Genomic DNA, 552 nt, shown 5'->3' on the forward strand with positions numbered 1-552 from the left:
AACCTTCTCTGGGAGAGCGCTTTCATAATCAACAAATTCTCTAAATGATCCATCCTGAGATTTTCGCCCTCCATCACGAGAAAACAGCTCATTGAATACACGAGGAGCAACTCCAGAGAAATGAATAAATTGTACTTTTAAGGTTTTCTGAGGATCATATGGTGCACTCGGATCTTCGAAATCAACAACATCAATAGCATCGCTATGCGACGCCAAGGCTAAACTTTTCTCATATGGCTCAATGTAATAAACTTTCTTTATTCCGGCTGCGATTATATGTCGTGCACAATTGTGGCAGGGGAATGTTGTAGTATATAAAGTCCCATTTTGAGACACCCCGCCGCCACTACGGGATAATGAAATTAAAGCGTCCATTTCTGCATGAACTGCGCGGGAAAACTCAATTAAATCAGCAATTCCAGAGCTTTCCTTTGCTCTTGCTGACAACTGAAGAGACCATGCATCTAGGTCTATCTGACGGAGGTTTTCTTTCAATTCAGGGGCAAGGGATTGAACTAAGGAACTTAGCTCTTCTTTTACTGAGTCTGTAAT

Annotated in this window: 1 protein-coding gene; it reads right to left on the bottom strand. The window is 41.7% G+C overall.

From position 1 onward, the window contains the following. Positions 1-552, bottom strand: a 552-nt coding sequence (locus JHD59_RS22070; RefSeq protein WP_233164471.1) for a deaminase, incomplete at both ends; no start/stop codon positions are given.

The organism is Chromobacterium sp. ASV23, from assembly GCF_016428945.1.
In the GTDB taxonomy this organism is placed as follows: domain Bacteria; phylum Pseudomonadota; class Gammaproteobacteria; order Burkholderiales; family Chromobacteriaceae; genus Chromobacterium; species Chromobacterium sinusclupearum.